A 15,318-nucleotide genomic window follows, 5' to 3' on the forward strand; every position below is an offset into this window, starting at 1 on the left:
CGGCCGATTCACATGCTTTTGCGGCGTGCCGCTGGACGAGCCGAGTTTCACGGAAAAGTCTAAGCCGCACACATCGTCGCCGAGAAGAAGCCCCTCGTTTTGAATTCGCCGCCAATCGCGCCTACGCCGACCTCTAGAAAGTCCCGGTTGTCATCGCACCGAGGCTGGCATTTGAAACTTGCCGCCGCTACAGGAACACTAAAGAACGGGAGACGGATCCAACCGGGCAGAACGCTGCATGCATGCGCGCATTTTTCTAATCTAATCGTCCCACACTGCTAGCAGGCGGAGGCGTCCTCAGTTGCGGTCCCTTCTCCTACCAGCAGATCTCGGTGCTCGAGACCGGTGCGCTTCGGTTCGTTTTGTTTCTCCTTCGGGTGCGGCGGTCGAGCGATGTGCCTCTTCGATGCAAAGCTCTACCGCCTTGCGGAGCGACTTCGCATAGAAATCCGCGCCGATTGTCTCGTCATCCAGACTCTCTTCATCCTCTGAGTCTTTGGTCGATCCCCATAGGCCGACAAGGAGTGAAGCGTGTGGCATTTTGCGACGCAGACGCCGAAGAAGGAAGCGTAGATGCGCCGGACTTCCGCTTCCGAGGCAAGATACGCACACAATCCTTATGTTAGCTGTATCAAGCCCAAAGATGTTGGAGGACGAGGCAGCTGTCGAAGGTTCGATGCGGACGCCGATGCCATGTTTTTCCAGAAGCTGCGCGATCATGTTCGCCGTCGCTTCGTCAAGAGGATCTCGCGCGCCGATGCACAATACCGGCTTTCCGTCTCGCCAATCGGACCTTACCGTTCCAGTCGGTACAACCGGTGGCGATAGATCGGGAGTGTCGACCACTTCGATTTCAAGTGTGCTGGAGTCATGGAGGTCCTCGTTGCTCTTCACAGATGGAGCGCAGTCATCGCGATCGGAAAGATCGTCGATAACGCCCTCGACGGTTTCCTTAATCCGGCGCAGGCGATCCAGGTCCAGAGCGCCGCGTCGCGCGTCGGCCCGCGCCAGCAGTAACCCAGGGATTGCAATTTCGTCGTAGTAAGCGCAGAGGGACTTCTCCTTCATGAACCTCTCGGCTTGGTCCGCAGCCTCGTCGGGATCGCCGGCCAGCATACGTTGAAAAAAATTCTGTTCTGGCGTGAGCGCCGGCTGATCACCTAGGATCACATCCAAGAACTCCAATCGCTCGACGTGACGCCCCAAGACCACCAGGCACACCGTCAGGGGTGTCGAAAGCAGAAGTCCAATTGGACCCCATAACCAGGTCCAGAAGGCTGCAGCCACCACGACCGCTACCGGGGAGAGTCCTGTGTTGTGGCCATACAGCATGGGCTCCACAATTTGGCTGAGGATCGGTTCTACGATCACGAACAATGCCACCGTCCAAAAGAGCATGGACCACCCCGGATCAACCGCGATGGCAAGCGCCGCAGGGACTGCGGCAGCGATGAATGCGCCGATATAAGGAACGAAGCGCATTAGAGCCGCGAAGATGCCCCACAACACTGGGTTGGGAATGCCGATCACCGCAAGGCTGATCCCGATGACAATCCCGAACGTTGCGTTGATGCAGGTTTGCGTCAGGAAATACCGGCTCAGTCGCCGACCGGCATCGTCGATTGCTTCGGACGTGCGCCCCAAATCCTCTGCGCCTGCGATGCGAACAAAACGGCCCCGCAGATCTTCTCGAAAAAGCAGCATAAAAATCACGAGAACGATAACAATGCCCGTCGTCGCCAGAGGCGCCAACAGCGGCCCGACGATGGTTTGCACTACATCGAACGGTCTAGGCGGCGGCTGTTGGATTTCCACCGGCAGTGGCTTAACCTGGGGTTCTCCTGCAGCCGTCTGGGCGGGCTGATCAGGGCTTGAATTCGTCCGTCCTTGCTCCTGCGGCTTGGACATTTCCTGGCGGAGATCTCCGAGCATATCCTTTAGCCGATTGAAGATTCCCGGACTGAGCGCGACGTCTTGGACCGAATGAATCTTATCGCTTATCGTCAGCTGATAGCGGGGCAAGTTCTCGGCGAGTTGTGCGACCTGCTGGGTCATAATGGCGCTGAGCCCGAAAATCAGCAGGAATGCAAGCGTCACCGCGGCAAGAACCGAGCCCACGCGGCCGGCATACAAGCGATGAAAAAACCGAACGACCGGAGCGAGCACGAAGCTCAACAGCAACGCAACGACAACCGGCACGAAGAGCTCACGGCCGAAATAGAGCAACGCCACGAGGGCCAGGCCGATGAAGAGATTGCTCGCGACTACCGCGGGAAATAGAGAACTCGCGATGCTTCCAGGCGAGGTCCACAGGCGGGATGGGCCCGGCATATCTCAAGGGTCCGTTCCGGTTCTACTGCTCTCTAAATTACGGCCTGAGTTCCCTTTTGTTCCTCGCTGCGGTCGGCGCCACATCTGGAATTTATTGCCACCGGGGTGAGAACCGCTTCGGCGCTACATTGTTTGGTTTCCTCCGTTCATGACTACCTCCTGCGGGATGAAACCGATCAATGAGGCGCCCTCAGTTGGAGGTCCTTTTATATTTGGTTATATTTGGGCGCCGGCTATCGGCCCAAGAACCGCGGATCCGGGCGCTCGCTTCGATCCGGAAGCGGAAGTGCAAACATAGAGATCAGCCCCCAGGGGCACCCACCGGTTCGCTCCCTCGTGAACGCCAAAGAAAAAGGCCCCAGCCAAGCCGGGGCGTTTTTCCGGAGCATTCAGTTGCTTTCAGCACTTACTTCTTTGTGCTGCTGGTATCGGACTTCGAACTCGATCCTGTGGTGGTCTGCTGACCTGGCGCGCTTTCAGAATGGCCGGGACCAGCTGTGGTGTTCTTCTGGTGTCCTGGAGCATACTCTGAGGCGCCAGGTGCCGTAGACTTGGCGTTCGGGTCCTGCATCTGCTGGCCCGGTGCATACTGCGAAGCTCCCGGCTCCTTTCTATCCGTTTGTGCGAAGGCTGACGTAGCAGCTACCAGAGCGCCGATAACAACAATTGCTTTCATCATGGCGTAAATCATCCTTAAGATCTTGGTCGTTCCCAACGTTTGACGACGAGGGCCGTTCCAAGCCTCCTGTTTGGCCAGTGGAGATCGGTTTCGTCGCCCCAAGCTTCGCCGACATTTAGTAATTCCGCGTGTGTACCTCTTGATCGGGCCAGAACTCATCTTCGCCGCCCATCGGGTTTGCCCGCCTGCTCCCACAGTTCGAACGCGAATTTCCGTAACTGCTCTTCTGTTGCCTAGCCATTGATGAATTCTCCGGAGAGCATATTCTGCCTTGGATGCCCGCGCCGACGCGCAATAGCCCTGGGGGCTACTTGGGAGGCTCAACCGTGGTCTTTGTCGATCCGTCCGGCGCCGGCTGCATCCGTGGTGGACTTTGCCCTTGGGGACTTTCCGGAGGCGCACCACCTGAACCGGTGTTGGTAGGCCCGGTCCAGCCCTGCGGCTGCAATTGACCCTTGTCTTCGGGCGCCGAACGCCCCGTCGGCGCGCCAAGGTCATCTGCCGGCTTGGCAGGCTGTGCAATCGCCAATCCACCGGACAGCACAAGACATATCGATGCTAGTCGGACGCGCATTGATACCTCCATTGACCTTTGGTCAACGAAGAACTTCCCGCCGATCCCTGCCGTTCCTGTTCATCGGAACCGAATTGCCGATTCCTTCGTTCAAGAACGACTTACAGGAGAACTTTAATGGCAAGAGCATCATGGAAGCGGCCCGGCTCGCCGATCGGCAAGAAGGGCCCGCGCAAGGCAAATCCCTCATACAAGCAACGCACGCGTGAACCCTGGTCGAGCGCAGATGTGAAAATGCTCAAGCAGCTCGCGAGGGGTAACACGCCGGCTGGAGTCATGAGCGTCAAACTTCAACGTCCCGTCGCGGCTATCCGAAGCAAGGCGCAGCGCGAAGGGATTTCCCTGAAGCCCATCAATCGTTCACCCTACAACCGGCGTGCAACGAAGAGACGTTCGGGTCGCTAAGACCTGTTGGGCTCAGCGCTTACATCGTCAGCCTCTAAGGTGACGCCAGATCACGTCCTTCCTGCTGACAACTATCGCATCCCCGCGCCGCACTGACGCTCATTGGGTCTTGGGTCCAAGTCAGCTGCGGATGGTTTTCACAAACTCAGCGGATGCGCAGATTGGGCAATTCTTGCTCATCTAGAGGTTATCGGGGGTGCGCACCGGAGAGGATTTGTTCTGATTCCGCAACTCTTGTTGGGCCAATTCCCAAAATTCCTTGTCGCGGCCTTCAGGCCGCCCGGCCTTTCCCCAGAGCTGATGGGCGTAGGTTCGTATCTCGTCCTCATTCGGTTCAGCCATATGTTTTTGCCTCAGATGCACTTCATTGGTTCCGGGCTGCTTTTTGTACCTACCGGTCCAAGATGCGTGATGGTGGGCGCTAGGCTCAGTACGGGAAGTAGGACGGAAAGAATCGAGAAACATCCGTAGGGACGGTAGGGGAATTTCGCCGACACCAAACCGGCCGCTCCCGTACCCAAGGCGGACCTCAGGACAGTCACGTTGTCACCCGTGCACGTAGTGCCCTGCACCAAACCTCAGCCATTTAGGACTCGTCATGTCACAGGTCGCGCCGCTTCCTTGACAGCCTGGCCCGTGGTCGCCATTCCGGCGGCGTAGGCCGCTCCCGCACCAAGAAGAAGGGCGCAGAAGCTTGCAAACATCGCGTATGCGAAGTGCTTCCGGGCTGCATCAATCTGAGCGGGCGTTGCGGTTCTCGTTGTCGCGCCGACGGTTTCCCGTCCCGTATTGTTCGAAAAATACGCGACGCGCGTGCTGGCGGAATATGACGGGCCGACGAGGTTGCTGGCGATGCTGGTCGCCGAAGCCGGCAACATTGCCGCTGCACCGACCACCACGACGGTCGCGACCGCCCAGGCGGCCATCGCATGACCGACCCGACCGAGGCCGGTCTGATCCGGCGAATTGGCTGCCGCAACGGCGCCACCTAGAAATGCGGCGATGATCCCTGAGACCGCCCACCACACGAATGCGGCCCAGCCTGCGCCCGCAGGCGCCGATGCGGCAGTGGGAATGTCGATCGCGAGCAGACCGATGCCGAACCCCAGCATGGTCAGCAGGATCTGGACAACCAACGAAGTGAACACGCCGGCCAGTACGGCTGACCATGTCCAGCCAAAAAACACATTGGGAACGGTGCGTGTAGCCATGGCGAACTCCTCCAGTAGCTTATGCTCCGGTTCCAACGCGCCGTTAAATCGCCCGTTCCTGTTTGCAGGAACCCCGGGTGGGTTCTGGACTTGGTTTTCTGGAAAACAACAGGAGGATACCGCCATGACACTTGGCAGAGGCGCTTTATTGTGGCTGCTCGGCATTCCTCTTCCGGTGATCCTGCTGCTTGCATTGTTCTGGCGTTAGCCAGCAATCGATCGGAGACGATACCCAAAGCTCGCCGCGGTTCCCTATCCGCGACCGACACCTAAAAGAACAAACAAGCAGGACGAGAACCGCGGCCACTAGCAATGGTGTTCGCGCTGGGCGTTACGCCACACTAACTTCCGTCTCGTCGCTCTCGCGATCAGATGAAAGGTTTTCCGCCTGTTACAGCAAGCGTCGCACCGGACGTATAGCTCGAAAGCGGATCGGCTAACATGACATAGGCAGTTGCGAGCTTAGCCGGCTGCCGGCTCGTTTCATCGGCACTTGCTTGCCGAAGTTCTTTACCGTGTCCGATGGGCATGGTCGACGGGATCAGCGGCGTCCAGATCGGGCCTGGCGCGACGGCGTTAACACGTTGCCCTTTTCGGCAAGCATCTGGGCAAGACCGCCCGTGAAGTTCTGGATCGCACCCTTTGTGGTCGCATAGGCCAGCAGGATGGGGTTTGGCATGTCGGCATTCACGGAAGCGGTGTTGATGATGGCGGATCCAGATTTCATATGCCCAACGGACGCCTTGGAGAGATAGAACATCGCATGGATGTTGACCTCGAACGTGCTCTGCCATTCGTCATCACTGATATCCGCGATATCTTTGAACGTGGCCTGATGGGCCGCATTGTTGACGAGGATATCGATCCCGCCGAGTTCATCGACGGCGCGTTTAATGACGGCGCGGCAGTAATCTGGCTTTCGCAGGTCTCCGGGAAACAAGACAGCCTTGCGGCCTTCCTTCGCGATGAGAGCCTTCACCTCCTCGGCATCTTGATGCTCGTCGAGATAAGAAATGAGCATGTCGGCCCCCTCGCGGGCATATGCAATTGCCACCGCTCGCCCGATCCCGCTGTCTCCTCCGGTAATGACGGTCTTCTTGCCTGCAAGACGGCCCGATCCCTTGAAGCTGTCCTCGCCATGGTCCGGACGTGGCTTCATCGCCGAGGTCGAACCGGGCATCGGTTGCTGTTGGCTGGGATAAGGCGGGCGCGGATAATCGAGCATGGCATTCTCCCTAGGGTCATGGGTTAAACGGCATCCGCGGCGGAAACTCGTTCGCCACAGAGAGCGCAGCATTCTCGTTGGTTTCCAGAGCAATCTTCTGCGCGAGCATCACGTCGCCGGGCACAAGCCGTGCTGAAGGCGCGACCCACCCTCGGCGTTCCCGCCCCGTCGAGCTCGTGGACGTTCGCAGCCGTCCCATAGTTGATGCGGTAGCGCTTGGCCGTATCGCAACCGACCACATCGAAGTACTGGTGTTCATCGAACTGGGCGAGTTGTACCGGTGACAGCCACGCGCGCAGCAGATGGCGGCCGCGGGCCTCTGGCGAGTTTTCTCCGATGAAGCTGGCATAGAGCTCGCGGAGCGTCTGCAGCCGCGAACCCGCCCGGCGTCGAGCTCCGAACAGAAGCATGGCCCAGCGCTCACTTAGCCGCCGACGAGGCGCGGGTAAAATAACGTCTCTTGGGCCGTCGGGTCGAACGCCCGCACTACAGCGACTTCGCCGGGCCCCGTCCGCGTTGCTGCAGTGAATCCATTGCCGGTCAATTTTTTGAAGCGCTGCTCCGCCTTGGCCAAGGCTTCCATGCCGCGTCAAATTCGTGCCGCGTGTCCCCGCCATGGTTCAAAACAATCTGCGTAGGTATGGATGCTCCTCCTATGCTCCGCGATGATTGAGCAAACAGTTGGCGGGGCGCGACGTTCCTCCTTCCCGATATTCTTGCTGTGTCGGCCTGCCTCGAAGAGGGTTAGGCTCAGCGTTCGCTCTTGCCGTTCTTGCCGTTGCGGTTGGTGAAGCGGGCGTTACCGAGGCCAGTGCCGATCGTCAGCACGCCCCAGCGTTTCACGTCCTTCATGAACGGGACACCTCGGACAGGCCCTGCACCACGCCGTCGTTATGCATGACGATCGTCGTATCGTGTTCTCCGATCTGAGGGATGGCTTCGACCAGAGCTGCCGGCAGATTAAATTTAGTGCTCTCCCAGTTGCCGGGCAGGTTCTGCGCGCCCTTTGCGATCCAGCCGTCGCTCTCGATGACGCCAGGACACGCGATGCCGATGAACGGCGCGAGCTTGAAGCCTTCGTTCTCCGCCTTCGTGGTCAGGTCCCTGAGCATTTTGACGAGACGCTTAACTGCTTCCTCACGGCTCGGTTCGTCGTCGGCATGACGCCACAGCTCGGACTTCCACACGCACGCCTTGGAGAGATCCGACGCCTTCTTGCGACGCGTTTCTACGACGCCACAGCGGATATTCGTGCCTCCGACGTCGACGGCAAGGATGGAATCATGAGCTTCGAAGATCCAGGAAGGGGCGAGATGCAGCGCGCCGATCAGGCCAGCGTCGTCCGGGTGCTGATGGATCGGCAGCATCTCGATCTTGAAGCTCTCGGCCTTCAGGATGATTTCGGCGCGCGCGATGGCGAGTTCGCCGAGCCGGCTATTGCTAAAGCCGCCGCCCACCACGATGCGCTCAGTCTTCTCCCAGGCTTTGGTCTTGAGGAAGCGACGTGTCACGTGGGCGAGTTCTTGTGCGAAGTCCTCGATCGCGCTCTGCACGACCGCCCAAGCGTCGGTGTCGTCGCCGACTAGGATGGCGTCGAGTTCCTTCTTGCTGATGTTTTCGGAAAGCTCCTCGCCGAGCGGGTCTTCGCCATTGTTACGCAGCGGCTTCCGCCACTTTTCGAGTGTATCCCGGAAGGCGCCCTTGCTGGCACGATCCCCAAGAAAACCCTCCTCATCCTTCAGCTCAATGTTAAAGCTGTCGACCTCCACTGACGGGAGGCGGGAGGCGCCGTGAGCCGCGATGCCGGTGGTCGTGATCGTTTCGTCAGCCATCTTGAGCCCTAGACAAGCCGCAAGTAAACGTGCGGTTTGTATTAACGACGCTTAGGGTTATCCCGTTCCTCGCCTGGCTAGACCGGTCTCGCCGGTGCAGGCCAGTCGAGAAGCAGGCGCGCAAGCCTCCTGACGCTCCCTGCCCCCTTCATCGCGGTCTCGAACAACGCCTCCTGGATACCCGCGGCATATCGCCCGTCCGCCGCGCCCATACCAGCAGCAGGCTGACGAAATGTCCTTGCCGTTCATTTCGATCCTCCGAATGCGCTGCAGGGGCAGGAACGGCAGCCGGTTAGCCGCGTTCCATTGCCATCATTGGGAGAGGAGATTCAAATATGGGAATGTTCACGAAGGACATAAAATCGATGGAAGACCTGCTGATGCACGGCCTGCAGGATATCTACTACGCCGAGCAGCAGATCATCAAATCACTGCCCAAGATGATCGAAAAGGCAACCAACCGAGACCTCGTCGCGGGGTTGAAAGGCCATCTCGAAGAAACCAACAAGCAGGTCGAGCGGCTTCAGAACGTGTTCGAGAAGCTCGGAAAGGAGCCCAGCGGCACGCAGTGTCCTGCGATCGACGGAATCATCAAGGAGGCCGACGAGATCGCCGGCGAGATCGAGGACAAATCCGTCCTCGATGCCGCTCTCGTCGCGGCGGCGCAGGCCGTCGAGCACTATGAAATCTGCCGCTATGGCACTCTGATCGCGTGGGCCGAGGAACTCGGTCACGACGACATCGTGCGCTTTCTCACCACGAACCTCAACGAGGAGAAGGCGGCGAATAGCAAACTCAATACGGTTGCGCTTCGCAAGGGCGTGAACAGGAAGGCGTCGAGCGCAGCTTGATGGCAGCGTGGATCGACCTTAGCGGCTGCGCACAATCGCGGAGCCGCTGCCTTTTCGTTCGGCCCGCCCTCTCCGCACTGATCGCGTTTTGCGCCATGTGTACCAGGCCACCACCGAGACGACCAGCCACGCAAGCGATGCCCCCATGAAGGCGGCTGCGATGCTGGTTTCCGCCATTAACGAAAAGACCATCGCAAAGGCCAGCATGCCGAGCGCGCCGAGTGCGGCGCCGGCCGAATCGACCGCGGCCGCCATCTGCCCGCGGCGCCTGCCGGCGAGGCCCGCCTCCCGCTTGCGGCGAATTTCATGCTTCTCGATCAGAGTGGCGCTGGCGCAGAAGATCGCCGGAAGGGCGAGGAAAAGCCCGCCGATAGTGGCTCCATAGCGGCTGCTGACAAGGCCCGCGAAGACGGTCACGGCACCGCCGAGCGCGAAGCGGATCAGATATTCGTACCAGCGGCCTTCCTTGAGAGATGACGGCGAAAGGCGGATCGGCGTCATGTCTGCCCTCCGGCAAGCATCAGTACGCCGAAGGCGACGATCAGCCAGACGACGAGGGATAGCAAGGTGGCAGGCAACGCTTGCAGTCGTGCACGAGCGAGGATTTGGCAAACGACGACGCTATAGACAGCGAGCGCAATCGCACCCGCAATCATCGCCTGAGTTTGCAGAGCTGCGTAAGCGGCCCCATGCTGGTACACCGCGATTCCGAGCGTGGCGAGCGCGACCGAGGGTGCTGCTCCGAACAGACCGGCGAAGCTCTTGGGACGCAAGAGATCTCCCAGCATCGCGAAGACAGACACAACGGCGCCTCCGGCGAGGAAGCGGATCACGTACTCGGTCATCTCGCTTTCCTCCAGAGTTTCGATAGGGGGCCGCCGATACCGTAGACCGGATCCTTGCGTGGCACAGGCACCTTCGGAATGGTCTTGAGGGCACGTGGACGGTCCTCGACCGTTGTGCACTCGTCGTACGTGCCCGCCGGCGGGTAGGCGCCGATGACGAGGAAGTCGTCGTCTGCCCCCAGGCACTGGTGCCCCGTGCCGGCCGGCAGAATAGCAATGTCGCCGGCCTTCAACGTGAAGATCCTTCCCGTCTTACCGCCGAAACGGACGCTTCCCTTGCCGCGCGCAATGCCGAGCACCTCGTGGATCTGGGAGTGATAGTGCACGTAGTCGTAGATGCCGTCGCGCCAAGTGTCGGCCCATCCGTGCGCTTCGAACAGGTCCTCGATCACGGCCGCGGGGTCGTGGCGCTCGTCGAGATCGATTGCGCCGCGGTAGATGATCAGCGGCCATCGCGGATGATTGAGGATGAGACCGTCATCCTTGAAGCGGACAGTCTGAGGGCTTCGCGCTTGCGCGAGGCCCATAGCTTTCCGCTTGCCAGGGCGCCGCAAACCGGTGGCGCGTTCCGCGTACGCCTTTAGATCCTCAAGGGTCGGCATGATCGTTCTCCGTTGAAGTGTCGAGGGGGTAGCCGGTGCACAGCCGCAGGAACCGTTCAAGAACCGCTCCCAATGCGAAACCTGCGACGACATCGCTCGCCCAGTGCGCCAGAACGACTAAGCGCGTCAGCGAGATGCCGACCGCAACGGCGCGGATCGCCCGACGAGGGCCGGCGGGCAACGCGCCAGCCGCCGATGCCAAGGCTCCCATGTGCAGCGCGTGGCCAGAGGGAAAGGCGTCCTCACGTTTCCCGGAAGATCACTGTCCGTCGGTCCGGTCGGGTCTGATCGAACAGAAGCTTCAAACCATGGGGCAGCAGCGACGCCGCGACCGTAACCAGGAGAGCATGGTTGCCAACACGCCGCAGCGGCTCGCCCCGCCCGCGCGACGCAAGCCAACCAGCCGCCGCCAGGACCAGCAGGACCTTCTCGTCGGCACCCCAAGTCAAGGCGCGGGCTACCATCTCCGGAGCCGGCGCAGTGTTGCGGGCGATGAAGCGTGCGGCCACGACATCCGCCTTGGTCGGCCGGACGCTGACCGCCCTGCCCTCTAACGCGAGGTGCTGAAACTCTAGCAATTTTGAACATGGCTCAAGGATCGTACTTCGCTCCAGTTCACGACAATCAGCCGTCCGCCGTTCGATCCTCGCCCAACGCAAGCGAATGCTCGGAACGAACCTTGCTACCCATTGCGGGGTACATCACATCGAACTCCCTCGAGGATCCGTCGGACGTGAACCGAAGCAGACGATGTGGCAGGCCTTTTCCTCCACAACTGTCACCTGTCACTATTCCGCGGCCTGGACAGTCGGCGGAATTTCCACCGGCGCGAGCGGAGATACGGCGGGACCATTGAGCGCAGTGCCGTCCGGCGCGAATTGAGACCCGTGGCAGGGGCAATCCCAACACTGCTCCAGCGAATTCCAATGCACGACGCAACCAAGATGGGTGCAGCTCGCCGACAGCAGATGCAATTCGCCATCGCGGTCGCGGCAGGCGGCAATCTTCCTCAATCCGCTGCGAACGAGCCGGCCCTCTCCCAAGCGAAGCCGCTCCACCGTGGCAAGTGCATCGGCGCCGAGATATTCCGAAAAGTTCTTTAGCGGCGTGATGTTCTCGCTGATGAAGGTGGTGATGTTCTTGGAGATCTTGCGCTCCGGCAAATAGACGGCCTCCCAGCTATTGCCGCCGATCGTGATCAGATCCGCAATCAGCAGGCCTGCCACAAGGCCATTGGTCATGCCTTGTCCGGAATCGCCGCTGACGAGGTAAACATGATCTTCGTCGGGGCTGCGTCCGACGAAGCCAGTGAAGTCCATCGGTTCGAGTACCTGGCCAGACCAGCGATGGGTAATCTCCCCGATCATCGGCAATCGCGCCCGCGTCCACTGTTCGAGCGCGGCAAAACGCGCCTGACCATCGTCGGCCTCACCGGACTTGTGATCCTCGCCGCCGACAATCACAATGTCCTCATTCGCCGAATGTGGCTGCAGGCGGACATAGTGATAGGGATCGAGCGTGTCCCAATACAGCGCATCCAGCAGCGAGCCGGCCGGGACTTTGACGCAATCACGTAGGTGCGATAGGGCGCCTGTTTGGTATGGATCGCGACCTGCAGATTGACAGGCGAGTTCGTCGCGACGACGACGTCCGTGACCCGCACTTCGCCGCCTGACGTCTTGAGAGCGATTTCGCCCCGGCCGTGCTCGATCGCCTCGACACAGGTGTCGCCGTATAGCCTGGCGCCGCGCCGATGCAGCGCTTTCGCCAGTCCGGCAAGATATTTGGTCGGATGAAAGCGCGCCTGTCGGGGAAAGCGAAGCGAGCGCGCGAGACCGCCATGATGGATAGGTGTCGGATCGCTGCAAAGCTCGACGGGGATGCCCAGGCTCCTGCAGCTTTCGTATTCCTCATCGAGATGCGATGGCAGCGTCTCCGGCGCCAACACCCAATAGCCATCGACGCGACGGAACTCGCAGTCAATTTCCTCGGCGGACTGGATCGCCTGCGCGCGGTCGATCGCGGCGGCGACGCTCTGGTGATACAGCCGCGCGCAATCCTCACCGCGGACCCTGATCAACTCATTGTAGTCGTCGTCCAAGGCCGTTGCCAAATGCGCGGTGGTGCGCGCAGTCATTCCGCTGCCGATCCTGCCGCGGTCGAGCACGATAACTGAGCGCCCGCGCGCGGCCAGTTCATAGGCCACCGACAAACCGGCGATGCCCGCCCCGACCACGCCGACATCGGCGCGTTCCTGGCCTGACAGGCGCGAGGCCGCCGGGATGAATGTCTCCATCCAAAGCGATTTGGTATCCTCATCCAGCACGTTCATGGCGTTTGTCCTCTGGAGTACAAACGAAGGACAAAGCGCAACCGTTCCTTTGAACGGAGGCCTCCGCGTTCGAGCCGATATGTGCCGACGAGGCCCAAATGGACTGTCGTAAGTGGCAGGCTTATCAATGCGGAAAGGAGACTGATGCCTTTGCTCGCTTCCGAGGCCGGTAGCGGGATGCGCACATAGGAGGGAGCACGCCCGGTTCCGGTTCTTCTGAGCCGAGCAGAGATGAGAGTCGCGAGCAGCGTCCAATCCGGCTTGGCGCTGGCGGTCGCCTACTGGCATGCGAAGCCCTCATTGACGCGACTGCACTGCCACCGCCGGTCGCCATGTGTGTCCAGTCGCCAACAGGTGGGCGATCCCGAGTACCCCTCACCACCGTCGATACCTATCGGCGGGAACTTTGATGAATTCCGCCGCGTTGGCCGGGGGAAAGCGAAGAAGGCGCACGAAGTTCGCGAGAAGCGGTAAAGACCGGCCAATGAAAGCACCGGTCAAGAAGCTCTAAGGGTGGCGTTGCCCAGCCTTAGCGGGCGCCGCGGGACGCCCATCGCTCCAGGGATGCTTTCGGCCAGTCGTTCCAGGTATAGGAGGACTGAATGCAGCAGCAGCATCAGGAAAGCGAGCGACCTCGCCGACTTTTCGCATCGATTGCAAACAGGGCATCGCAAGCGGCCGGCCGTGCATCGGCCTTTATTTTGGCCTGCACGGTGATTGCCATCTGGGCTGTTACAGGGCCTCTGTTTCGGTTCTCCGACACTTGGCAGCTGGTCATCAATACCGGAACGACTATCATAACGTTTCTGATGGTCTTCCTGATCCAGAACTCACAGAACCGGGACAGCGCAGCCATCCAGGTGAAGCTGGATGAACTTATCCGAACAGGCGCCGTCCAGAATTCCTTCGTCGGCATCGAGCATTTAACCGCGGAAGAACTCGAGGATCTGCGCAAGCGTTGCGAGGAACGCGCGAAGGCTGTCGCCGCGAACAGACAGGTCGAGCGGAGAACCGAGAGAGCCCGTAAGGCGCACCGTGGTGCGACGGATTAGTGCGCGGTTCACCTCGTCGTTGGCTTGTGGAGCGGGTGTTCCTTGGACGCCGATTGCTCGGCCTGCCTTTAACTTTGTCGCCGCCCACCGCGACGCACATGAGCAGCCCCACCAAGCCTACGCCAAACCACTCGCAGCAATGGATTTCCCTACTCCCACTCTATCGTTTCGAACGACTTTTCATCGTTGATTTGCCAGCACAACTTTTCAAGTCTGAGGGACTAATGCCGACGGTATACCCGCCGCAATTTTGTGGTCTTGAATTCACAGAAAAATTTGAGCCGTTCGCGCTCTCGGCGGTTTCGCCACCTATCGGAGTCGATCGACTGGATCCGCGCTGCCGGCGTGGTCAAGACTGCCGTTACCGCCCTGGTTTGGCGTATGTTCAAATACCGTCAGAGATCAGGAGCGCGCTGGTCCGGTCGTTCGATGGTCCTCGCGTGCCGTCGCAGCCATAGCGCGACCGGAATGCGACCAGTTGGTGTGGGCTACCTTCAGGTTTTCGGCTGAGGACCGCGAACCGTCAGCGTATCTCTAGAGTATTTCGCTGAGTGCCAGAATTGTCGACGAACTGAAGATCTTTGCTCTCGTCAGGAGGGGCCCCTTTTCGGCGGAAGGGGCGTCCTGTCAACCTTGCTGAAATGCCTCGCCCTTCCGGTTCACAAGCCGACGTAGAGGCTACACCTAGGCACGTCGGCGTTGGGGCCAAAAGCGGAAGCGGCCTAAAATCGCTAAAGTTCGAAAGATCTACCGAGCTATCCATCAACGCTGGTGGAGGAAGAAAGATAGAGAGCGAACCGAGCCGTCGCGCGCCATTGAGGCTCTCATGAATGGAAACGAACTGAATGCCTATGCAAACTCGCGCAAGCGCTCGCTGAGAGAGCTTACCAGCTTGCTGAGGCCGATTCAGATGCCGATGCTTTTGCGTCCCAATTCCCCAATGCCCCACGTCCAATCTTCGCCCACAACGACACGTTCACATCGCTTGCGCTCGTTCTGTGGCGACTCGGCATTTTCAATCCACTCGATCCAGGGCCCAAGGGATGGGCCAACGCCTTCGCGTTCCGGTGCAGCACCGAGGAGGCCGATCAAGTGGCCGAACACAACTGGCAAGATGGCAGCCCAAGCTTGCCAGAATTGCTGGAAGCCTTCATTGACTTCTTTGATGGTTACGGAAAGGACTATCACGATTTTTCCAGTGCCATATACGTGCCATTCGGACGCAACGGCCGAATGACTCGGATTCTTGAAGCGCTGGTCCCGCTTGGTTATGTCGAAAAAACTGACGAAGGATATGTTTGGATCGAGCCCGTAATGCGCATCTTGTACGGGTTCAAAAGTCTGTCAGATCCAGACGCTTTTGAGCCCCGAGAGTAAGC

At 59.8% G+C, this 15,318-nt stretch carries 11 protein-coding genes and 7 pseudogenes; 4 read left to right on the top strand and 14 right to left on the bottom strand.

All coding sequences use genetic code 11. The features are described from left to right. Positions 1-297 precede the first annotated feature (297 nt). Positions 298-2,331 carry an AI-2E family transporter gene (locus N2603_RS36510; RefSeq protein WP_260385950.1) on the bottom strand — a complete coding sequence of 678 codons (2,034 nt, stop codon included), beginning with the start codon at positions 2,329-2,331 and terminating at the stop codon, positions 298-300. A gap of 834 nt (positions 2,332-3,165) precedes the next feature. Then, positions 3,166-3,210 (bottom strand): annotated as a pseudogene (locus tag N2603_RS45015) (hypothetical protein); the annotation flags it as partial. A gap of 385 nt (positions 3,211-3,595) precedes the next feature. Between N2603_RS45015 and N2603_RS36515 the strand changes: the two are divergent. Continuing rightward, positions 3,596-3,793: a hypothetical protein gene (locus N2603_RS36515; protein ID WP_260385951.1), complete on the top strand. Its 198-nt coding sequence runs from the start codon at positions 3,596-3,598 to the stop codon at positions 3,791-3,793. Positions 3,794-4,169: 376 nt separating this feature from the next. Here the strand turns inward: N2603_RS36515 and N2603_RS36520 are convergent, their stop codons facing one another. Both N2603_RS36520 and N2603_RS36525 read right to left on the bottom strand, forming a co-directional pair. Continuing rightward, positions 4,170-4,331 (bottom strand): DUF2934 domain-containing protein, encoded by a 162-nt coding sequence (locus N2603_RS36520; protein WP_260385952.1) that lies wholly within the window; start codon positions 4,329-4,331, stop codon positions 4,170-4,172. A 254-nt stretch (positions 4,332-4,585) separates the two neighbouring features. Continuing rightward, positions 4,586-5,200: a hypothetical protein gene (locus N2603_RS36525; protein ID WP_260385953.1), complete on the bottom strand. Its 615-nt coding sequence runs from the start codon at positions 5,198-5,200 to the stop codon at positions 4,586-4,588. Here N2603_RS36525 and N2603_RS36530 point away from each other — a divergent pair. Next, positions 5,199-5,408, top strand: a complete 210-nt coding sequence (locus N2603_RS36530; protein WP_260385954.1) for a hypothetical protein — start codon at positions 5,199-5,201, stop codon at positions 5,406-5,408. The two genes, N2603_RS36525 and N2603_RS36530, sit on opposite strands and share 2 nt — an antisense overlap. A gap of 160 nt (positions 5,409-5,568) precedes the next feature. Here N2603_RS36530 and N2603_RS36540 read toward each other — a convergent pair. The 4 pseudogenes from N2603_RS36540 to N2603_RS36555 all read right to left on the bottom strand — a co-directional run bounded on the left by N2603_RS36540 (position 5,569) and on the right by N2603_RS36555 (position 8,257). Beyond that, positions 5,569-6,497: pseudogene (locus N2603_RS36540) on the bottom strand (SDR family oxidoreductase). Next, positions 6,442-6,835 (bottom strand): annotated as a pseudogene (locus tag N2603_RS36545) (hypothetical protein). The pseudogenes N2603_RS36540 and N2603_RS36545 overlap by 56 nt, the downstream one beginning before the upstream one ends. A gap of 14 nt (positions 6,836-6,849) precedes the next feature. After that, positions 6,850-7,067, bottom strand: a pseudogene (locus N2603_RS36550) (hypothetical protein). 108 nt (positions 7,068-7,175) lie between these two features. Next, a pseudogene (locus tag N2603_RS36555) lies at positions 7,176-8,257 on the bottom strand (ROK family protein). A gap of 335 nt (positions 8,258-8,592) precedes the next feature. Here N2603_RS36555 and N2603_RS36560 point away from each other — a divergent pair. Beyond that, positions 8,593-9,108: a YciE/YciF ferroxidase family protein gene (locus N2603_RS36560; protein WP_260385957.1), complete on the top strand. Its 516-nt coding sequence runs from the start codon at positions 8,593-8,595 to the stop codon at positions 9,106-9,108. Positions 9,109-9,126: 18 nt separating this feature from the next. On the opposite strand, the gene N2603_RS36565 is transcribed toward N2603_RS36560, so the two are convergent. The 5 genes and pseudogenes from N2603_RS36565 to N2603_RS36585 form a co-directional block, all read right to left on the bottom strand. After that, positions 9,127-9,609 carry a DUF3147 family protein gene (locus tag N2603_RS36565; protein ID WP_260385958.1) on the bottom strand — a complete coding sequence of 161 codons (483 nt, stop codon included), beginning with the start codon at positions 9,607-9,609 and terminating at the stop codon, positions 9,127-9,129. Beyond that, entirely contained in the window at positions 9,606-9,953 is a 348-nt protein-coding gene (locus tag N2603_RS36570) for a DUF3147 family protein (protein WP_260385959.1), read from the bottom strand. Before N2603_RS36570 ends, N2603_RS36565 begins: the two co-directional genes overlap by 4 nt. Next, on the bottom strand, positions 9,950-10,555 hold the full coding sequence (locus N2603_RS36575) for a cupin (protein WP_260385960.1): 606 nt from the start codon (positions 10,553-10,555) through the stop codon (positions 9,950-9,952). Before N2603_RS36575 ends, N2603_RS36570 begins: the two co-directional genes overlap by 4 nt. Continuing rightward, positions 10,542-11,143: pseudogene (locus N2603_RS36580) on the bottom strand (phosphatase PAP2 family protein). Before N2603_RS36580 ends, N2603_RS36575 begins: the two are co-directional and overlap by 14 nt. A 200-nt stretch (positions 11,144-11,343) precedes the next feature. Next, a pseudogene (locus tag N2603_RS36585) lies at positions 11,344-12,887 on the bottom strand (FAD-dependent oxidoreductase). Positions 12,888-13,489: 602 nt separating this feature from the next. Here N2603_RS36585 and N2603_RS36590 point away from each other — a divergent pair. Next, complete coding sequence (locus tag N2603_RS36590; protein WP_260385961.1) at positions 13,490-13,939, top strand: low affinity iron permease family protein; 450 nt, start codon at positions 13,490-13,492, stop codon at positions 13,937-13,939. 906 nt (positions 13,940-14,845) lie between these two features. On the opposite strand, the gene N2603_RS36595 is transcribed toward N2603_RS36590, so the two are convergent. Next, a complete protein-coding gene (locus tag N2603_RS36595) occupies positions 14,846-15,127 on the bottom strand; it encodes a hypothetical protein (protein ID WP_260385962.1) in 282 nt (93 codons plus the stop codon). Positions 15,128-15,318: the final 191 nt, after the last annotated feature.

This window comes from Bradyrhizobium huanghuaihaiense (assembly GCF_025200885.1).
In the GTDB taxonomy this organism is placed as follows: domain Bacteria; phylum Pseudomonadota; class Alphaproteobacteria; order Rhizobiales; family Xanthobacteraceae; genus Bradyrhizobium; species Bradyrhizobium huanghuaihaiense.

Bases quoted from the DNA above. Each gene is read 5' to 3' on its own strand.
- N2603_RS36510 (WP_260385950.1), bottom strand. From the start codon at position 2,331: ATGCCGGGCCCATCCCGCCTGTGGACCTCGCCTGGAAGCATCGCGAGT.
- N2603_RS36520 (WP_260385952.1), bottom strand. From the start codon at position 4,331: ATGGCTGAACCGAATGAGGACGAGATACGAACCTACGCCCATCAGCTC.
- N2603_RS36530 (WP_260385954.1), top strand. From the start codon at position 5,199: ATGGCGAACTCCTCCAGTAGCTTATGCTCCGGTTCCAACGCGCCGTTA.
- N2603_RS36525 (WP_260385953.1), bottom strand. From the start codon at position 5,200: ATGGCTACACGCACCGTTCCCAATGTGTTTTTTGGCTGGACATGGTCA.
- N2603_RS36560 (WP_260385957.1), top strand. From the start codon at position 8,593: ATGGGAATGTTCACGAAGGACATAAAATCGATGGAAGACCTGCTGATG.
- N2603_RS36565 (WP_260385958.1), bottom strand. From the start codon at position 9,609: ATGACGCCGATCCGCCTTTCGCCGTCATCTCTCAAGGAAGGCCGCTGG.
- N2603_RS36570 (WP_260385959.1), bottom strand. From the start codon at position 9,953: ATGACCGAGTACGTGATCCGCTTCCTCGCCGGAGGCGCCGTTGTGTCT.
- N2603_RS36575 (WP_260385960.1), bottom strand. From the start codon at position 10,555: ATGCCGACCCTTGAGGATCTAAAGGCGTACGCGGAACGCGCCACCGGT.
- N2603_RS36590 (WP_260385961.1), top strand. From the start codon at position 13,490: ATGCAGCAGCAGCATCAGGAAAGCGAGCGACCTCGCCGACTTTTCGCA.